This window comes from Achromobacter sp. FW305-C-13 (assembly GCF_058783475.1).
The window spans coordinates 708682-725334 of sequence record NZ_JBYSYN010000004.1; the positions used below are offsets into that span (position 1 = coordinate 708682).

The window sequence follows — 16653 nt, forward strand, 5'->3', positions numbered from 1 at the left end:
GTCTTGCGCATTCGTTTGCTCAACGGGTGCGCTCGATCACCCTTCGATTGCCTTGTTTGCTGCACGTGAGCGTGCCCGCGTATTTGTCGCACAGGTTGTCCAGCAACGCGGTGGCGCAAGCGCCGCTCACCGGTTGTGAAATAAGGACGGTGTCCGCGTCGCCATTCAACTGAATATCCGCGTTCGAGTTGCGGCGCAGCCCGTCAGCGATAGCGCCTAGTGTGCGGGGCGCGCCGGAGAAGGCTTCCGCGTCCGGGGCGAATCGACTGTTCAGCTGCCAATACGTCAGTCCCCACAGCGCAATTGCCAGCGCTATCAGGAAAAGACCAACGGGACCCTTCAAACGGTACTTTTCAGTCCCCGCCTCCGTCGGAGGCTCGCCCAGGCCAGGCCGTCGACGGACCAGCAGATACACCCCCAGCAACAGGAAGCCGAATCCCACCACGACAAGCAGGATCAGCATGGTGATGTCCAATCCAGGCAATTCCCGTACGCAAGTCAGATCCATGGTCTCTCACCGTTTCGCGTTGGCAAAGAACAGCACCAGCAACTGCGACTGTTGTTGAAAATCCAGCTGCACGAAGCCCTGTCCGATCTCGAACTGGCTGTTGGGGCTCCACTTGATCGTTTGAGGCGCCTGCTTGCCGCGGAACACCGCGGAAATGACCTCGCTGTATTTTCTTGAGAACTCGACGATCTCGGCATCCATCTGCTTGATGGGCAGTTCTGCGCGGACAACGGCTTCGCGGAACAGGCTGGCCCGCGCCAGCACGGGCAGGGCGGCTTCAATGAACTTGCTGTCGGACAACGACGTCGTGTCGCCCGTTTGGGCAAACGCCAGATAGCGGGCCAGAATCTCGGGTGCCAGGCGAAATTGCGCGCTATAGGCATCCTGACCCAGCAGGGAACTGAGCACGCCGGGATTGGCGCCGACGCCCGAGAAGCCGAATTCGCACTTGCGCCCGCCGCCGTACCGCTGGACGGTGCATGTGCCGTCGGTGCTATAGGCCTCGTACTGCCCTGATGAGAACCTGCATTCGCAGAATTTTCCCGGCGCCTGCGGCACCGCGGCCACGCCCATCTGGCCGGCCCCTTGGGCAAGGGCCACGCCGCTCGATAGCGTCAGCATTGCGCCGACGGCAGCCAGGATTCGCAGGGGAAATCGGCATTGCGGCATGAATACACCTCGCCATGTCAGAGACCTGAGCAGGAGTGAAGCTTGCCGCCACATTTGATACCAGGATGGCCGTGCCGGTGCCTGGACTAATCCAAAAAACCGTGTGCACCGGCACGGATGGTATCGGCGCTGCCTTCGTCTGACTCGCCCGGTGACGGGGCGGAATCAACGCCTCAGGCCGCGGCAGCAGGCCCCGCAATCGCCGTGCATTTGATCTCGACCAGCAGACCGGGCCGCGCAAGCTCGCTCACGCCGATGCACGTCCACGCACACCGGCCGCGGGGAAACGTCCTGTCCTTGACGGCCCGGAACACGTCCATGTGGGTGGACATGTCGACGTGGTAGGTCGTCATGTCCACCACGTCCTCGAACGTGCAGCCGGCCTCGGCGAGCACCACGCGCAGGTTTTCCCAGGCCGCGGCGAACTGCGCCTCCGGATCCGCAATGACCTGCAGATCAGGCGTCCGGCCCACCTGCCCGGCGCAATAGACCGTGTGCCCGACCTTCACCGCAGGCGCGTAGCCGGCCCTGTCTGCAAGCGTCTTCATCGAATCGGGGAGGATGATCTGTCGGTCGGTCATGGCAGGCTGAATTCCAATGGAGTGAAGCGTTGGATTTTAGCTAGCCTGGACGGCGACCGACCGTCACTGGGTGGCTGCTGCCTACGCCTTGCCGGTGGGCGCCTGAATCATCTTCCAGCCATTGCCGGCCGGGTCGCGAAAGCCGGCGTCCACGCTGCCATAGCGGTCTGTGGGCTCCTGCGTGAACTCCACACCCAGCGCCTTCAGTCTGGCGTAGCTGGCGCGGCAGTCCGACACCGATAGCACCAGGGGCGGCATGGCCCCTTTGGCGACCATGGCACGCAGGGTTTTTGCGGTGGCCTCGTCATGGACAGGCGGGCCCGGTGCGAACAGGCCAAGCTGGAACGCGGGCTGATCCGGATGCTGGACCGTGAGCCAGCGATACGGGCCATTGCGCACATCCGTGTGGATGCGAAATCCTAATTTTTCTACGTAGAACGCCAGCGCCTCGTCCTGATCGTCGACGTACACGCCCACCACATTGATACCTTCGTTCATGGCTCCTCCTTGGTTGAGGCCCCCACTGTATTGCCGGCCAAGCGGCGGCGCTTCTCCAAATCTGCGGTGCCCAGATCAGGACGCTGCGCGGCCTTCACGACACACGCGGGCACCCGGCCGATGTCGGGCATCGTCGCCCGCGCCTCGCTGCGCATGGCGCTGGGGGACAAGCCCGTGACGTCATGGAAAATGCGGCCGAACGTGCCCAGGCTTTGCCAGCCGGTCGAAAAGGCAATGTCGGTGATGCTGAGCTCGGTATCGCGCAGCAACGAGACCGCCTGTTCGATCCGGCGCGTCAGCAGATAGCGGTGCGGCGGAAGGCCAAAAGCCCGCTTGAAGGAACGCGCGAAATAGGCCTCCGAGACCCCACTGACCTCGGCCAGCCGGCTGACCGGCCAGGCCTCGTGCGAGGCGGCATCCATGCGGTCTTTGGCGCGCAGCAAACGGCGCAGCAGGGCAGCATCCTGCAATGGCTCCGTAGCGGCCGGATCCGGTGGGGACGCAGGCGGGGCATGAGGGGCGGCGCGGGATCTCATGATTGCGGGCGTTGGAAAAGGGGGGTGTATCTGAGTGTAGAGGACTGGCCCCCGCACAATCTCAGCAGGCGTATGCACACGGGCATATTGGCCCTGGGCAGCTTGCTTGATGCTGCGCAGCAGTGCCGCTTCAAACTCGGCCATCTCAGCATCGGCATTTTTAGGCATCAAGACTCTCCTTGATTTTGGCCGGAAATGAGGCCGGCAGGTCAACGAATCTGGCTTTGGCGTAAACGATCAACACCACCACCGCTTACAAGCTCTGAGAACATTTCACCATCCGGAACGAGGCCTCGCTCCGCCATAGCACGCACGGAAGTTGAAATCCGACGAAGAGAAGGGCAGAGAACGCAATGTCTCGCGACCTGCAGCGGGCTCAAGAATGCGCGCCGCACCAATGCCCCCACAGGGAGTAGACTGACCGCCTCCCTTCGCATTTCGAGTCCAAATCCATGATTGTTAAAGCCTTGCGTGTCGGCCTGGGTCAATTGATCGTCGCGGGCGACGCCCTGACGCGGCCGCGCCCGCAGAAGCGTTCGCCGCAAGGCCAGGCGGCCGTCAACAAAGACGCGGCCGCACTCTCGCTGTACCAATTCCACGCCTGCCCGTTCTGCGTCAAGACGCGACGCGCCATGCATCGCCTGAACGTGCCGGTGGCCCTGCACGACGCCAAGCGCGATCCGCAGGCACGCGAACAATTGCTGGCCGGCGGCGGCAAGGTGAAGGTGCCTTGCCTGCGCATCGAGGAGGCGGGCGGCACGCGCTGGATGTACGAGTCCAGCGACATCATCGCCTACCTTGAACAGCGCTTCGCCAACGTCGCCTGACCGGAGTTTTCCAAGATGATGCGCCTTGCCTGCCGATTGGCACTGACGCTGTGCGCGGCAAGCGTGCTGGCGGGTTGCGAACCTTCTCTTCCACCGCCACCGCCAGGGTCGACACTCACCGCCGAAACCATTGCCACGCGCGAAACGCCGCCGCACCACCAGTTCAAAGGCGTGCTGGCCGGCAAGCCCATTCACTTGCTCGTCAACAACTGCAAGGTCTACAAGGTGGACGCGGCCGAAGGCGAGAATGTGACCTGGACGCTGGTGTTGGAGGGGGAGTTCTATCCGCTGCCCACAATATGCGTCAACCAATCGCTGACCGAAGGCAAAGGCTTTATCACGGCCTTCATCGGGCGTCAGGCGTTCGGCGCAGGTGGGTGTTGCTCGGGCCAACCCGAGTACCGTTCGAAAGACGGGCTGACCTGGAAGCCGCACTGACAGGTGTCAGGCCTGCTGCCAGAGCTTGGCGGCGGCAGCGTTCAATCAGCGCAGATCGGCCACATTGATTGTCCTGGCCTCGCACGCCTGCACCAGTTCGGGATCGTGGCTGGCGAACAGCACAACGCGATCTTTCGCCCAGGTCTTGAACACCTCGGCCAGCACCGCGCGGCCCTGCGCATCGAACCCGTTGCTGGGCCCGTCCGCAATCACCACTGCCGGGGCGCCCAAGGCGGCCGCGGTCACGAAGACCTTGCGGCGCGTACCCGTCGACATCTGTTCGAAGCGCTTGTCCAGGTGCGGTTCCAGCCCCAGCCGGTAGGCCAGATCAAGCACCGCGTCGTCCACGGCAACCTGCTTGTCCAAGGCAACTTGTTCCAGCAACGCACGCCCCGTCATCGCCGGAAAGGCCATGCAATTGTCCGGCACATAGGCCAGGCGGGCTCGTGCCTCGCGCGGGGCATGCGTCAGCGAATGCCCGTCTATCCAGACGTCTCCGGCATCCGGCGCGACCGCGCCCGCGATAATGCCCAGCAAGGTGGATTTGCCGGTGCTGTCTTCTTCGCATAGCGCCACGCATCCCGGGCCGAACGTGTGAGTCAGCCCCTGGAAGACGAGATAGTCGCCGTAGCGCTTAGTGAGATTGTCGATGCGTAGCATGCCGGAAGTGTACGCACGAACGCGGTCTGCGGCCAGATCCTGCATCCGGATTTTGACCGTGTCCGATCAGGTATATTCGTCGCACCCATGACCCGAAAAATCAATTTGACTCCGATTCCCTGGCCCGTCGGCGCGGCCAGTGCGATAGCGATTTTCGCCCTGATCTGGCTGCTTTCCAAGCCTGGCATGCAGCTCTTCGACGCCAGCCGGCTATCGGTGATCAGCGTCTGGACGGGCGCGCTGGCCATACTTTGCCTGGTCTACATCAAGCGCTACGCGCTGGCGTTGTGGCTGCACGGCGCCCTGGCCGCGTGCTTCTGGACCCGCATCTTCGCCGGCGCAGACCGCGAACTTGCGCGGGCGTTCGGACCGTATGGCCTGGGCGAGCAGCTGAGCTGGATCATCACCGACGACCTCTTCCCGCTTTTCTGCATCGCGACGCTGACGAGCCTGATGCTGGTCGCGGCCAGCATCGGCAGCGTAAAGCTGTCTCGCCGGGCGAGCAGGGGGACGCCGTGATGCTTACAGGATTCACGTTCTATCACTACTGGATGGTGGCCGGTTACGCGCTGCTGTTCGTGGCGGTTCATTTGCTGCTGGTCTTGGCGGCGTTGCGCTATGCCGGCCGACGCACGCCCGCTTGGCCGTTGGGCGCAGGCGCCGCGATGCTGGCGATGGCCATCGCCGGCTTGTCCTTCGGCAACATGCAGCGCGGCGGCTTGGCGGCCGGACTGGAACAGCGCATCGGCCCGGAGTTGGGAGGCGTTTGCCGGCAAGCCGAGCAGCTAATCGCGGATATGGGCGGCGACGCCTCGCCCGACGACGAACCGCTGCGCGAGAAAATCCAGCAGGCCCTGCGAGCCCATTTTTCACAATCGGCCCGACAGCGTTTTGAAGACGACCGGTTTGCCCCCGCGTCGGTGGTGGAGTCCGGGCAGGATCCGAAATGGGGCGATCTGGTCATCGCGCTGCGAACGCATGGCGCCGGCCGCGACCCCGTGCATGTCGGTTGCTACAACCAGTACGAGCATCGCTACAGCGGCTTCTCCGGCGCCACCAAGCCGTATTGGCGCTGGGATGCCGATCCGATCCCGTTCGAGAACATCGTGTTTTTCCGTCAGGACCCGCGTAGCCAGCCTGTGGTGAGCTATGAAGCCGCGGGACAGTAAGGGGATGCAAATGAATCGGCAAGACTATCAAGCCGCGCTGCGGCGCGTTCTGGACCGGCATTCCGAGAAGGCACAAGCGCGCTTGGCCGCGCTGATCGCGGCCCTGCCTGAAAAGGCCCGCGAAATCCGCGTCGGCATCTTCCCGGACCAGGACGGCGAGGGCACGTTCTCTGTCGTCGTCAGCCTCGAAGGCCCCGATCTTTATGTGCTGAACAAGGCGGTGGATGCGCATCGCATCTTGTTCGACGTCCGGCACACCGCCAGCGGGGTAACCCCGGCCGTGCCGACGTTCGGCCTGGACGAGCCCGACTTTGTCGTGCAGGACGCCATCGTCGACACGGCGGCGGACTGGATCGAAGTGCTGTGGGCAAACGTCGGGCGGGGCAAATCGCCGTTGCCCGGACTCATCTATGGCGATGAAGACGCCGGTACGTTGATGCCGCGCGAACTGCCTGTTTGAGGCAAGCTCCTGCGCGCCGGCACGCCATGCAAGGGTGATGCGGTGGCTGGGGTATAACGAAACCCGTAGTTCAGAGCAAAGGAATCTTGTGTCGAGCAAACTCGGGGCAGGTCGCTTTTTCGCCGCGACAGCTGGTGTCATCCGACAACAGGGCCGGTCCATGTTGGCCGCCGCGCCGTGGTCGCTTGCCGTGTTCACGCTGTCTCTGCCGTTCGCCTTGGCGGACACCCCGCTATATCAGCTGACGGATCTGGTGTTTGTCGCGCTGACGCTGATCAACCTGATCGCGTTCGCGCGCATGACGTTCGCCTGGCATCGGGTCGTCGTCCTGGGGAACATCCCGCGCGAGGTGACCGCGCGCGGCGGCACTGCAGAGGCCAAGCACCTGGTGTTGCTCGGCGCGCTCACCATCGCCGTCGCGGCCCTGGGTCGTGCGACCGGCGATTTGCCGTTTGTGGTCTATGTGCTGCTGAACGGCGCGGAAGACATCCGATTCTGGGGCGCGTTGATCGCGTCCGCGGCGATTATCTGGCTGCCTGTCTTGTACGCGCTTGCGACGTATGGGCTGAGCTTGCCGCGCGTCGCGACGACGGGTGAATATGGCTTTGGCCACATTCGCGCGGCAATGCCCTACCCGCGTTGGCCGCTGATGCTCATGCTGCTGGCGCTGGTCGTCGTGGCCGGTTTCACGGCGAGTGTGCTGTCCCCGCTGACGTACACGTTCGTGACGGGCGCTGATGTGGCCTATGCCGCGCTGGGCGTCGTGCTTAGTGTCCTGGCCACGTTCGTCGTGACGGCCATGTATGCGGTCGCGTATCGCGATGCGACGGGCAGCGCGGACGAAAGCGCGTGACGGCTTCGGGCCCGCGGTGGCCCGATCAGGCTTCCTGATTTTTTCTACGCAGTGTGCAAGGTCCGCAACCGGCGCCTTGCATCATTGCCCGGCAGCGCCATGGAAGCGTTCCCACGCAGCCTCCTCGATGCCCTGAATCACGGTGCCGTCTTCATCCGTGATCGTGAACGTCTGCTGGCTGTCCCCGATGCTGGCCTCCCCGTCCAGACCCAGCAGCAGCGCAACCATCGTGTCTTTAATCACGGTGTCGAGGATGCCCTGCATCTGAACGGCTTGCTCGGCGGACAACCCCATTGCCCGGACCTTGGCGGCGACCTCACTAGCCGCGTCCGGCGCCGTAAAGGCGCCCAGCAACTCAGCCCTGAGCGCATCCCAGTTGGCGACGAACTCTTTTGCGTCCATTCCGTTTCCTGTCGAATCCTAGTTCCGACCCACGGCCCGAATCACGTTCGGCTCGCCCGCGGACGCCGGTTTGTAGTACAGGGTGGGTGCCCGATACGTCAGGTCACGCAGCGCCGCATCCAACTTCGGCAAATTGAAACTGGCCGCGCCCGGCGCCTGCCGGAAATCGTCCAGGCTGGCGGGCAGGCGCGTCAACGTCAGCGAGTCCATCGTGCAGGTGGGGCCGAGGGAGGTGTCTTCGCACGAATCGGGCGTCATGACCGGCTGATCGACGGGCAACACAAAGCCGTCCGTCAGCACCACATCGCCCGCTTCAAGCTTGATTGCCGCGATCGGCGAGAAAGTCAGTTCGGCTTCGATGCCGGGCGCAGGCACGGCATCGGCCTGTCCGCCGTTGAACGCGATTTCGCCGTTGATCCGCCAGCGCACCTCCCGCGCGGCCTCGTCGCAGCCGCCACCCGCCCGCAACACCACCTCGCAGCCCTTGCCCAAGCTGTCGTCATCCTCTAGCCCGGTTTTCGCTTGGGGCGAGCTCATCTTGAACTCGCGGTCCACCGTGTAATCCAGCGTCGCAAGGCCGATCTTCTTCAGCCGCTCCATGGCGCTTTGCGGCGGCACCGTTTCGGGCAATTCGGTACGAGGCTGATGATACGTAATGCGGTTGAGCCGGTATTCACCCGGCCACACCGGAATCACCTGATACAGCAGCTTGCCGCGCACCGTCTGGAACTGCGGCCCGGGGTCCGTCGATTTCAGCTTGTGGTCTCCCGCGCCGGCGCTGATCGCGTAGCCCTCTTCTGTCTTGTGGTTCCAATGCATGAACGTGCTGCGCTGGCGCACAAAGCGGTCGCGCGTCGCGTCGTCGTTGAAATCGCGCTGGGGCTCGGCGTCCAGGTTCAGGGTCGGAATCACCAGCAACGCCATTCCCTCCTGCCGCGCATTACCCAGCAGTCCGTCCACATTCACGCGATGGCGCTCCACCAACGCGGCCGTGCGCGCGGCGAAATCCGGCTCGGCGGGCTGGGCAAGCGCCAGCGTCGGGGCGAAAAGGGCGATCAGGCAAACGCGGGCAAGCGTGGGGGAAAACGGCATCGTTCTGGGTTCCTGTTTCCGAAGCGGGAAGGAACGGGGCATTGCAAGCGGCAGGGCCAGGCAATACCCCGGCGGGGAAGGGCGGGGTCATGATATCGCGTCGGCCCCGCGCCTTGCTTAACAGCCAGTCTGCGTGGCCAGCCACACCGTCGCGCCGCCGCACGCCGGATCTTCCTGCTGATGCCGAACCACCGAGAATCCGTTCTCCGCCAGTAGTTGGCGATATTCGCCGGCATCCAGACTGCCGTGATAAAGCGGCTTGCCTTCAAACGTTCCAATGGCTTCGCCCAACGCCGTGCCGCTGGTGAACATCAACACCGCACCGGGCGCGGCCAGGCGCCGAAAGATAGGGAACATCAGCCGCTGATCTTCGGGTCGAAGATGGAAAAAGCTGTGCCAGGCGATCAAACCATGAAACGGTCCAATGCCTGTCAACTGCCGCATGTCGGCGGCGATCCAATGATGGTCGGGAAACGATGCCTTGGCCCGGGACAGCAGCGGCAACGAGGTATCGATGCCGGTGATACGGCAGCCGTTTTCGATCAGGTGGCGGGCGATGGGAACGCCAGTGCCGCAACCCGCATCCAGCACCTGCGGATGCGGCACGGCAAGCCGCTCCAGGAACGCGGTCAGCCAGGCGCGCTCGATCAATTCCGTACTCCGCTGCGCCGCAAACGCTGCGGCATGCGCTTGGTACAGGGCGATCACGTCGTCAGCGGGAGAGGAGGGCATGTCGGGACTCTGGCGATGTGGATGGAGGCATCTTAAAAGATGCGCCCCAACCCCTCAATTCGGCTTCAACTCAATATCCCGAGCCACCTTCCCCAGAAGCTCATAGTCCGTGCGAGCCCGTTCAGCAGCCTGCTGCGACGTATTCCCGACGATCACCCAACCCAACTCCTTCAGCTTGCGCTGCATCTCGGCATCCTTAAGGCTCGCAACCACCGCACCCTGGATTTTTTCCACAACCGCGGGCGGCGTGTCCTTGGGTGCCGCCAAACCAAACCATCCGGTCGGAACCAACCCCGTGATGCCCAGCTCCTTCGCCGTGGGCACTTGCGGATACCCATCAAACCGATAATCGCTGGTGACGAACAACGCAGTGGTTTTGCCCGAGGTGACATACGGGATTTGCGAGGCTGCGTTGTCCATCATCGAATCCACGTGTCCGCCCAGGATGTCGTTGACGGCAGGCGAGGCCCCCTTGTAGCCCAGGATGCTCAGGTTCACCCCCGCCAACTTGGCGAAGGCCGCCTGCGTCAGGTGCGCCTGGGTGCCAAGCCCGGCGTTCGCCGAGCTCAGGCCGCCGGGTTTCGTGCTGCTTAACGCTTTGAACGCCGCGTAATCCTGCGCCGGAAAATTCTTGCCCACGACGAAGACGAACGGAACTTCCACGGCGATGGAGATCTGCGCCAGGTCTTCGACGGGGTTGTAGCGCAGCTTGTAGATGTGTGGATTGACCGCGATGGTGCCGCTTGCGCTGAGCAGCAGCGTATAGCCATCGGGGGCCGCGCGCACGACGTGCTCGGTGGCAATCGAGCCGCCGGCGCCGGGTTTGCCGTCGACGATCACGGGCTGCCCCAGGCGCTTGGACATGGCTTCTGCAAGCAGGCGGGTCATCGTGTCGGACGCTGATCCCGGCGCGTAGGGGTAGATGATCGTGATCGGTTTGGTGGGGTAGGCGTCCGCCGCGTGAGCCGGCGTCAATCCCACCGACAGCAGCAATGCGGTGATAGCGGTGCTAAGGCGTGTCATGGTTTTCTCTCCCTACGGGCGGGTGGTATGAATGATCTTCTGAATGACGGGAACGGCCATCGCGGCGTACCAGCTCAGTTCGGGCAGCATGTCTTGGCGATACCAGCCGGCCTCGTGCAGCAGGTTCAGCGATGCGATGGTCTGGCCGTCCCAGCGGACCGGCACGTTCACGGCGCTCTCGCAGCCAAGTGAATGAATCAGCTCGTGGTCTGGAAAGGCGCGCATGCACGCGGCGCGGTCCACACAGATCCGGGCGTGTCCCCCCATCACGACAGTGGCGTAGAACTCGCTGTTTTCGCGGATGGGCTTGGCGCCTCCCGGGGGATAGGCGTCGGGCTGGCTCGAGAAATACCGCAGGCTCTGCTCCGCCTCTCTATCCAGCACCAGTACCGTGAACAGCCGATAGCCGATGCGGGTGGCCAGCGCTTGGGCCAGCCCCTGCAGCCCGCATTCGGGTTGGGGTGCTGCGGCCAAGGCCTGCGCCATGTCGCTTAAAAGCTGTGCCTGGGCCATGTTTTCTGTTGAATGCTTCACCGCTTGCCCTCGTCGATCGGGAAAGGCATTTTGGCTGCCAACGACCATAAGGCGCTAATGAATAAAGCTGAGAGATCCATTACCATTTCTGCATGGACGCCACCTCGATCGACCCGCCCTGGACCCGCCGGCTCAAGCTGCGCCACCTGCAAGTGCTGGCCGCGCTGGAAAGCGCGCGCAGCGTCACCGGCGCCGCCAAAGCCATGCACATGACGCAGCCTGCGCTCTCGCACTGGCTGAGCGACATGGAAGACCTGGTCGGCACGCCGCTGTTCCTGCGTGGCCGGTCGCTTGAACTGACAGAGGCCGGGGGTGCGCTCTGGCGCTACGCGTGCCGCGTCCTGGGCGACACCGCGCGCACTGGCGAGGAAATCGAAGCGGTCAAGGGTGGCGTGGCCGGCCATCTGCATATCGGCACCATTCTTTCTGCCGCGCCGGTCTTGTTGCCGCGCGCCATTGCCGCGCTGCACCAGCGTTCGCCCAACGTGCAGATCGAACTGGTTGAGGGCTTGCTCGAGCCCCTGATTGAACGTGTGGAACGGCGCGAGATCGACCTCATCATCGGGCCATTGGATGTGCGCGCCAGCCGTTCCGGCCTGTGTACCGAATGGCTGATGACCGACACCTTCAGCGTGGTGGCCCGGCGCGGGCATCCGCTGGCGAAACTGGATGCGCCCTGCTGGGAAGACACCCAGCGCTATCCGTGGATTCTGCCGCCGCTGGGCACGCTGTCGCGCGCACGGCTGGATCAGGCCGTGGTGGATGCGGGCATGCCGCCCCCGAAGCCGTCCGTCGAGACCAGTTCGCTGGTCGCGCTGTTGTCGATGCTGCAAGACCGCGATTACATCGCCACCTTGGCGAGCTCCGTCGCGCACATGTATGAACGGCTTCAGCTCATCAGCATCGTGCGCGCGCCGTCCCGCCTGGAGTTCGGCCCCATCGGCATGTTGTGGGCGGCCGACTCGCCCAGCATCGTGCTGCCGGCCTTGCGTGAAACGCTGCGCCAGGAGGCGCAGAGCGCCTCCCAGGGCAGCGCCGCCCACGACGCGGCTACTTGACCGTCGCGTACTCGAGCGTCTTGGGCGTGTGGGTCAGCACGCGCGGCGTGCTTCCCACCACCACCGTGTCGTCCAGCCGGAAGCCGCCGATGCCATAGGCGTAGATGCCCGGTTCGGCCGAATACACCTCGTTGTCCAGCAAGGGCCGCTGGTTGAAGGCCATGTCTTCCGGGTACTCGTGGTGGATGATGCCCACGGCATGCCCAGTGCGATGGCGGATGAAGTCCGCGTACCCGGCCTTCTCGATCTCGGCCTGCGCGGCCGCGTCGATCGCGCAGACGGGATTGCCGGTTCGCGCAGCGGCAATGGCCGCCTCGTTCGCCGCCTTGGCCGCGGACCACAGCCGCACCTGCTCGGCCGAAGGCGTGCCGCAGAACCAGGTGCGCTCGTTCTCGATGGTCAGGCCGTTCAGGCGTGGAATGACGATGTTCACCAGCACGTCGCCTTCCTGGATCCGCGCGCCGCATGACGCACCATCGCCATGCGGCGATGCCGACGCGGGGCCGCTCAAGGTCCAGCAGCGGATGACTTCAAAATGCTCGCCCGGAAAGCGCTCGGCCGCCTCTTGCACGAACAGAGACGCCATTGCGAAGTCCAGTTCCTGTACCAGCCGGCCCGGCCGGATGTTCTCGCGGTAGCGGTCCTGAATCCAATCGGAGATGGACGCGGCGGCCGCCATCACGGCAAGCTCTTCATCGTGCTTCTGCCAACGCAGCGCGCGGCACTCGGGCGTCGCGTTGCGCAAGACGACGTCCGGCAGGAAGCGCGCGAGTTGCGCCAGCACGGGGCTGCCACCCTCGACCGCAATGCGCGAGCGCGCAAGCCCAGCGGCCTTCAATCTTGCCGCCAGCACCTCGGGCAGCTGCGGAATCAACGGCAGCCGGTTCTGCACGCGCGGATGCTCGGCGTAGTAGCTGATGTCGGTGATCCAGACCTTGCCCTGTTCCTGCGAGAACTGCATGTGATGCGTGGACAGCTCGTTCATCACCAGGAAGGGCGTGCCGTTACGCGGCACGACGGCAAAGATCGGCCGTTCCCAGGGCAACACGTCGGTATGGAAATTGGTGGCGAACTGGAAGAAGTCTGCCGAGGTGAAGATAACGGCGTCGACGGCCAACTCGTCCATCATGGACGTCATCTTGTCGAATCGGTATTGCCAGACCGCCTGGGTGAGTTTGGGCATGGTGTGTCCTTTGTCGTGGTGTTCAGTCGTTGTTCAAGCCCAGCTGGCGAATCAGCGGGCCCCAGGTGGCGCTATCGCGGGCCGTCCATTCCGCCACGGTCTCGGGCGACGAGGGCAGCGGCTCCAACTGGAGTTCCTGCAAGCGCGCCTTGACCGCGGGGTCGTCAAAGAAGCGCCGGGTCTCGGCGTTGAGCCGCGCGATGGCCTGCGGCGGCGTGCCCTTGGGCGCGACCAGCGCATACCACCCCGGCATCGGAAAATCCTTGAAGCCCAATTCGGCCAGCGTCGACACGTCCGGCACACTGGCCGCCCGCTTGTTGCCCACCACCGCCAACGGCACCACCTTGCCCGCATTGGCCTGCACGGCGCCCGTGTTCAGCACATCGGCCATTACCTGGGTCTGATTGGCCATCACGCTGGTCAGCCCCGCGGCCGCGCCGTTGTACGGCACGTGCGTGAGCTTCATGCCCGTCTTCTGCGCCAGCATCTCCACGACCAGATGCGTGGAATTGCCCTTGCCCGCCGACGCGAAGTTCAGCGACTCGGGCTCGGCCTTGGCGCGGGCGACCAGTTCGTCCAACGAACGGATCCCCGTCTGCGTGCCGGCGACGAGCAAGAAGGGCGTATTCACCAACAGGCTGACGCCGTCGAAATCCCGCGCCGGCTGATACGGCATGTTCTTGTACATATGCGGGTTGAAGGCCAGGTACGACACCCCGCTGACCAGCACCGTGTACCCATCGGCCGGCTGCTTGGCCACGTAACTGGATGCCAGGATGCCGTTGGCGCCCGGCCGGTTCTCGACCACCACCGGCGTCTTCAGCTGCCGTGCCACGTAGTCCGCCCACAAGCGGCCGATCACATCCGTGCCGCCGCCGGCGGCCTGCGGCACGACCAGCTTGATGGGCTTAGCCGGATAGTCGGCGACGGCGCGTGTGCTGACGCCTGCGAACAGCAGGCACGCGATCCCTGCGACGCAGCTTGTGCGTCCCAGTAAAGTCCTCAACATGTCATTCCCCATGAATCATCAGATACGTCGCGAATGGACGGCGGCCTTTGAAGCCTGCGGGATGATTATGGGGAGGTCAGGCATGCATGCCCAATGAATAAACCTGAGGTTTCCATAAGTGTTTTGGCATAGCGGGACGCCGTGGCTGCCGAAGCAGTGCAACCGTTGCGGCTTGAAGGCGACTGATGGTGCAACAGGCGATGCTTCCTGCGGCTTGCGTCTGAAATCAGCTCAGAATCAGACCGTTTCAGCTCATCTGGCTTCAAAATCAGCTCAGTTTTGAGCTGATTCTTGATAAATTGAGCTGATTCAGTCTCTACGCACGCGCCATGACCACCCGCGAACACATCCTCCAGCTACTCCGTGCCCAGCAACAGGATAATCTCCCCTGGCTGAGTTCCAGCGAATTGGCCTATCGAACCCGCGCCAGTTGGTCCACGGTAAAGCGCCAGCTGGACGCACTGCGCAAAGCCGGCCTGGTGCTGCGCGAAGGGCAAGGCCGGGCAACGCGCTACGGACTCGCGGGCGACGCGCCCGCCTGGACGCCGGCCCCGGACAGCGTCGCCACACGGGTGGCGGATCCGGCATCCGAAACGATCGGAATGATCTGGTCCGAACATGGGGTGGAACTGCTGGCCCATCTTCGGCAACCGCTAGCATCGCGCGCACCGGTCGGCTATCAGCGCAGCTTCGTGGACAACTACGTCCCGAACCAGAGCTCCCTGTTGCCTCCTGCTTTGGCCCAGACTTTGGCCGACGAAGGCCGCATGCAGGGCCAGCAGCCTGCCGGCACTTACGCGCGCCGCGTGCTGGAACCGCTGTTGCTGGATCTGTCTTGGTCGTCTTCGCGGTTGGAAGGCAATCGGTATTCGCTGCTGGCCACGCAAGAACTCTTCAAGCGCGGCGCGGCGGGCACTGATCTGGACGCGGTCATGCTGCTCAACCACAAGGCCGCCATCGAGTTCATGATCGACGCGGTGCCCATGCACGGCCTCACGTCCGCCGTCATCGGCAATCTCCACGCGATCCTGATGCAGCACCTGTTGCCCAATACCAGAAGCCTAGGTCGTATCCGCCGGACCGTGGTCAACATCGGCGGCACGACCTATCTGCCCATCCAGGCGCCCGCACTGCTGCAGGAAATTTTCGATCACATCGTGGAGAAAGCGCGGCTAATCAAGAACCCCGTCGAAGCGGCATTCTTTCTCTGGGTGAACCTTGCCTATCTGCAGCCATTCGAGGATGGCAACAAGCGCACCAGCCGCCTGTCGGCCAACATTCCGCTGATGCTCTACAACTGCGCGCCGCTATCATTCCTGGACGTGGAGGCTCAAGACTATGCCTACGCCATGACGGGCGTCTACGAACGCGGCGATGTGACGCTGGCGGTGGATCTGTTCACGTGGTCCTATCGGCGCTCGATCCGAAAGTACGCCATTCAGCTCGACGCGGCGGGTGTGCCGGATCCCATTCGCCTGCGCTTCCGGGAAAAACTGAACGAAGCGATCAGTCGGGTGGTGCGCGCACGGCAGACGGCCGATGCGGCGGTAGCGGCGCTGGCCCTATCGAAGGACGATGCGCACGTGTTGCGTCCGATGTTGGCGGAGGAACTGCTCTTGCTGGATCTGTACAACTGCGCACGATACCGGTTGCCGATGGAACAGGTGCAGGAGTGGATCGAGGCGGGACGGCCGCGGTAGGGATCTGGGGGTCTTGGAGTCAGACCACAGTTTCGGCACTTATGTGCTGAGACATTGTGGTCTGACATTTTTCGCGGCGGGTTCCATCGTCACCAGGAACGTACCTGCGAACACACTGATCTCTAGAAATTCAGCCAAACTGATCCGGTGGAACGCTGAATAACGCAGGTAGGATTGGGAGCGTATTACCCGGCGCAGGCGATGACGCTCACGCTACCGCCCCAACGAAAGGCATCAAACTGCAATGTCGGCAGTCATGCCCATACCGCTATCGTTCGTTTGTCTTTGCCTGGACCACGAGTCGTGAATGAAGCTGCTGAAGCAGCCTTTTGAGGAAATAATGAATTTTTGGGTCCCTGTCGTCTTCGGTACGTTCAAGCTTCTCGTGTTGGGCACGGGCATGTTTCTCGCCATCAAGTCTCACTACGATGGAGAAAAAAAGGAGAAGAAGGAGAAGGAGGAGAAGGAGGAGATGAAAGCCCGGTAGGGAAGACCTCATGAAAGGTGTCAGTCTGACACCTTTTTATCCCGGAGGATGTTGGAGACGACAGACCTGCCCATGGAGCGGGTCACAATGAAGATCGGGTTTGGGTCAGCGGTTTCGCTGAGGGAGCATTTCTTGGGATCGTAGGGACGAGCTCATGAAGCTTCGGCGAGGGAGGGAGAAGACGGCTCGAGCGCGACGCGTATCGCAGCAGGCTTGTGCCGCCTTGCATCGAGC

Annotated in this window: 22 protein-coding genes and 1 pseudogene; 10 read left to right on the forward strand and 13 right to left on the reverse strand. The window is 63.4% G+C overall.

Annotation, left to right across the window (positions count from 1 at the left end; genetic code table 11):
- Positions 1-19: 19 nt before the first annotated feature.
- The 5 genes from AC3WMU_RS26855 to AC3WMU_RS26875 form a co-directional block, all read right to left on the reverse strand.
- Positions 20-463 (reverse strand): hypothetical protein, encoded by a 444-nt coding sequence (locus AC3WMU_RS26855; RefSeq protein ID WP_492283204.1) that lies wholly within the window; start codon positions 461-463, stop codon positions 20-22.
- A gap of 51 nt (positions 464-514) precedes the next feature.
- A complete protein-coding gene (locus AC3WMU_RS26860; protein WP_492283205.1) occupies positions 515-1129 on the reverse strand; it encodes a hypothetical protein in 615 nt (204 codons plus the stop codon).
- 221 nt (positions 1130-1350) lie between these two features.
- Entirely contained in the window at positions 1351-1758 is a 408-nt protein-coding gene (locus AC3WMU_RS26865) for a RidA family protein (RefSeq protein ID WP_492283206.1), read from the reverse strand.
- A gap of 81 nt (positions 1759-1839) precedes the next feature.
- Entirely contained in the window at positions 1840-2256 is a 417-nt protein-coding gene (locus tag AC3WMU_RS26870; protein WP_280027180.1) for a VOC family protein, read from the reverse strand.
- A complete protein-coding gene (locus tag AC3WMU_RS26875) occupies positions 2253-2792 on the reverse strand; it encodes a helix-turn-helix transcriptional regulator (RefSeq protein WP_492283259.1) in 540 nt (179 codons plus the stop codon). The genes AC3WMU_RS26870 and AC3WMU_RS26875 overlap by 4 nt, the downstream gene beginning before the upstream one ends.
- 452 nt (positions 2793-3244) lie before the next feature.
- On the opposite strand from AC3WMU_RS26875, the gene AC3WMU_RS26880 reads away from it, so the two are divergent.
- Together AC3WMU_RS26880 and AC3WMU_RS26885 are read left to right on the forward strand one after the other, a co-directional pair.
- The gene (locus tag AC3WMU_RS26880) at positions 3245-3619 is read left to right on the forward strand and encodes a glutaredoxin family protein (protein WP_006226096.1); all 375 of its coding nucleotides are present in this window, start codon (positions 3245-3247) and stop codon (positions 3617-3619) included.
- Between the two features lie 15 nt (positions 3620-3634).
- A complete protein-coding gene (locus AC3WMU_RS26885; RefSeq protein WP_006226095.1) occupies positions 3635-4057 on the forward strand; it encodes a hypothetical protein in 423 nt (140 codons plus the stop codon).
- A gap of 45 nt (positions 4058-4102) precedes the next feature.
- Here the strand turns inward: AC3WMU_RS26885 and AC3WMU_RS26890 are convergent, their stop codons facing one another.
- Positions 4103-4717 carry an ABC transporter ATP-binding protein gene (locus AC3WMU_RS26890; protein ID WP_492283207.1) on the reverse strand — a complete coding sequence of 205 codons (615 nt, stop codon included), beginning with the start codon at positions 4715-4717 and terminating at the stop codon, positions 4103-4105.
- 105 nt (positions 4718-4822) lie between these two features.
- Here AC3WMU_RS26890 and AC3WMU_RS26895 point away from each other — a divergent pair, with 105 nt between their 5' ends.
- The 4 genes from AC3WMU_RS26895 (at position 4823) to AC3WMU_RS26910 (ending at position 7199) form a co-directional block, all read left to right on the forward strand.
- Positions 4823-5236, forward strand: coding sequence for a hypothetical protein (locus AC3WMU_RS26895; protein WP_492283208.1), 414 nt, complete (start codon positions 4823-4825; stop codon positions 5234-5236).
- Positions 5236-5886: a hypothetical protein gene (locus tag AC3WMU_RS26900; protein ID WP_492283209.1), complete on the forward strand. Its 651-nt coding sequence runs from the start codon at positions 5236-5238 to the stop codon at positions 5884-5886. The genes AC3WMU_RS26895 and AC3WMU_RS26900 overlap by 1 nt, the downstream gene beginning before the upstream one ends.
- A gap of 10 nt (positions 5887-5896) precedes the next feature.
- Positions 5897-6346: a DUF6389 family protein gene (locus AC3WMU_RS26905; protein WP_492283210.1), complete on the forward strand. Its 450-nt coding sequence runs from the start codon at positions 5897-5899 to the stop codon at positions 6344-6346.
- A 160-nt stretch (positions 6347-6506) separates the two neighbouring features.
- The gene (locus tag AC3WMU_RS26910) at positions 6507-7199 is read left to right on the forward strand and encodes a hypothetical protein (RefSeq protein ID WP_492283211.1); all 693 of its coding nucleotides are present in this window, start codon (positions 6507-6509) and stop codon (positions 7197-7199) included.
- An 81-nt stretch (positions 7200-7280) separates the two neighbouring features.
- On the opposite strand, the gene AC3WMU_RS26915 is transcribed toward AC3WMU_RS26910, so the two are convergent.
- The 5 genes from AC3WMU_RS26915 to AC3WMU_RS26935 form a co-directional block, all read right to left on the reverse strand.
- Positions 7281-7601: a hypothetical protein gene (locus AC3WMU_RS26915; RefSeq protein WP_492283212.1), complete on the reverse strand. Its 321-nt coding sequence runs from the start codon at positions 7599-7601 to the stop codon at positions 7281-7283.
- Between the two features lie 18 nt (positions 7602-7619).
- Entirely contained in the window at positions 7620-8693 is a 1074-nt protein-coding gene (locus AC3WMU_RS26920; RefSeq protein WP_492283213.1) for a hypothetical protein, read from the reverse strand.
- Between the two features lie 117 nt (positions 8694-8810).
- Entirely contained in the window at positions 8811-9425 is a 615-nt protein-coding gene (locus tag AC3WMU_RS26925; protein ID WP_492283214.1) for a class I SAM-dependent DNA methyltransferase, read from the reverse strand.
- Positions 9426-9479: 54 nt separating this feature from the next.
- Complete coding sequence (locus tag AC3WMU_RS26930; protein WP_492283215.1) at positions 9480-10448, reverse strand: Bug family tripartite tricarboxylate transporter substrate binding protein; 969 nt, start codon at positions 10446-10448, stop codon at positions 9480-9482.
- A 12-nt stretch (positions 10449-10460) separates the two neighbouring features.
- The gene (locus AC3WMU_RS26935; RefSeq protein WP_492283216.1) at positions 10461-10922 is read right to left on the reverse strand and encodes a GAF domain-containing protein; all 462 of its coding nucleotides are present in this window, start codon (positions 10920-10922) and stop codon (positions 10461-10463) included.
- Between the two features lie 152 nt (positions 10923-11074).
- On the opposite strand from AC3WMU_RS26935, the gene AC3WMU_RS26940 reads away from it, so the two are divergent.
- On the forward strand, positions 11075-12040 hold the full coding sequence (locus tag AC3WMU_RS26940) for a LysR substrate-binding domain-containing protein (RefSeq protein ID WP_492283217.1): 966 nt from the start codon (positions 11075-11077) through the stop codon (positions 12038-12040).
- Here AC3WMU_RS26940 and AC3WMU_RS26945 read toward each other — a convergent pair.
- Positions 12033-13223, reverse strand: coding sequence for a M24 family metallopeptidase (locus tag AC3WMU_RS26945; protein WP_492283218.1), 1191 nt, complete (start codon positions 13221-13223; stop codon positions 12033-12035). The genes AC3WMU_RS26940 and AC3WMU_RS26945 overlap by 8 nt on opposite strands.
- A 22-nt stretch (positions 13224-13245) precedes the next feature.
- Positions 13246-14232: a Bug family tripartite tricarboxylate transporter substrate binding protein gene (locus tag AC3WMU_RS26950; protein WP_492283219.1), complete on the reverse strand. Its 987-nt coding sequence runs from the start codon at positions 14230-14232 to the stop codon at positions 13246-13248.
- Between the two features lie 329 nt (positions 14233-14561).
- Between AC3WMU_RS26950 and AC3WMU_RS26955 the strand changes: the two genes are divergently transcribed.
- The 3 genes and pseudogenes from AC3WMU_RS26955 to AC3WMU_RS26965 form a co-directional block, all read left to right on the forward strand.
- Positions 14562-15932, forward strand: coding sequence for a Fic family protein (locus AC3WMU_RS26955; protein ID WP_492283220.1), 1371 nt, complete (start codon positions 14562-14564; stop codon positions 15930-15932).
- Between the two features lie 307 nt (positions 15933-16239).
- Positions 16240-16419: a hypothetical protein gene (locus AC3WMU_RS26960; protein ID WP_492283221.1), complete on the forward strand. Its 180-nt coding sequence runs from the start codon at positions 16240-16242 to the stop codon at positions 16417-16419.
- A 39-nt stretch (positions 16420-16458) separates the two neighbouring features.
- Positions 16459-16577: pseudogene (locus AC3WMU_RS26965) on the forward strand (AraC family transcriptional regulator); the annotation flags it as partial.
- Positions 16578-16653 lie beyond the last annotated feature (76 nt).